Here is a 1,403-nt window from a genome sequence, read left to right on the forward strand (position 1 = left end):
TAATGCAGTTCACTTAAGTTGGGCTGGATGAGGATCTGGTAAGACCTATCGAGCAGGATGGAGATTCGTTTCCATCCTGTTCGTGTTTTGAGATGCCAGGTCGCATAGGACATTCAGCCGATTTGTCGGCACTTTCGGGTGCAATTGATCCGGAATGGATCGCCCAGGCGCTTGCCAGCAGCGGCAAGGCGAGCATCCGCAAACGCAAGCTCCCCGCCGAGCAAGTTGTCTGGCTGGTGATTGCGCTTTCCTTGTATCGTCATCAGTCGATGCCTGAGGTGGTGGCCCATCTGGATCTGGTGTTGCCCGATGAGGTGAACCCGGACATTGCCAAGAGCGCCTTGACGCAGGCCCGCCAGCGCTTGGGCCAGGCGCCGCTGGCGCAGTTGTTTGCGATGAGCGCGACATGCTGGGACGCGCGCCACCAATGCGGGCGAGCCTGGCGGGGTCTTGCGCGCTATGCCGTGGATGGCAGCACACTGCGTGTCGCCGACAGCGTGGAGAACCGCGCGCATTTTGGAGCGCAAGCCTATGCATCCGGCGTTGTTGCAAGTTATCCGCAGCTACGGCTCTTGACCCTGACGGCGCTCGCCACGCATCTGGTGCGTGATGCGGTGTTTGGGATCTACGGCAAGAACGAGATGCTCTATGCCAAGAGCTTGCTCGACCAAGTGCCGGATCATTCCCTGACGGTCTTCGACAAGGGCTTTTTCAGCGCCAGCCTGCTGCTGCAGCTTCAATCGAAGGGCAAGCAACGTCATTGGCTGCTGCCCGCCAAAGGCAACAGTGCATGGCAGCGCCTGGACCAGAACGCCACCGACTATCGGGTGCGCATGAAAGTCTCGCCGCAGGCCCGCGAGGCCGAGCCCGACTTGCCGCCATTCTGGGAAGCCCGGGCGATCGAGACCGTCAACCGGCACGGGCAAAAGCGAATATTGCTAACCTCGTTGATGGACAAGAAGGCCTATCCTGCCCAGGAGATCGTGCAGCAATACGAAGACCGCTGGCGGATCGAAACCAGCTATCGGGAGCTGAAACAGGAGCTTCTTGGCAGCGAATTGACGCTGCGCAGCGGCACACCGCAAACTGTCTATCAGGAAGTCTGGGGAGCCTTGTTGGCTTACAATCTGGTGCGGCTGGAAATGGCCGAGGTTGCCTCTGAAGCCGAGGTCAAGCCAACCGAATTGAGCTTCACCACAGCCCTGCACTACATTCGTCACGAATGGGGATGGATGGCGATCGAAGCGCCAGCAAAACTCCCCGCACACCTCATCCGATTAAGACAAAGGCTGGGAGACCTCATCCTCCCAAAAACACGGGGGCGATCATGCCCCCGTGTCGTCAAAAGGCTACCAGCCAAATATCCTGTCAGAACACTGAAGGTGCCTAAGTGAACTGCATTA

The 1,403-nt window shown here is 58.7% G+C and carries 1 protein-coding gene; it reads left to right on the forward strand.

The features are described 5' to 3' along the window. The first annotated feature begins 122 nt into the window (after nucleotides 1-122). Nucleotides 123-1,394: an IS4 family transposase gene (locus tag NKI38_RS33415; protein ID WP_352665140.1), complete on the forward strand. Its 1,272-nt coding sequence runs from the start codon at nucleotides 123-125 to the stop codon at nucleotides 1,392-1,394. The last annotated feature ends 9 nt before the right edge of the window (nucleotides 1,395-1,403 follow it).

The organism is Mesorhizobium sp. M0621, from assembly GCF_040320745.1.
Classification (GTDB): Bacteria; Pseudomonadota; Alphaproteobacteria; order Rhizobiales; family Rhizobiaceae; genus Mesorhizobium.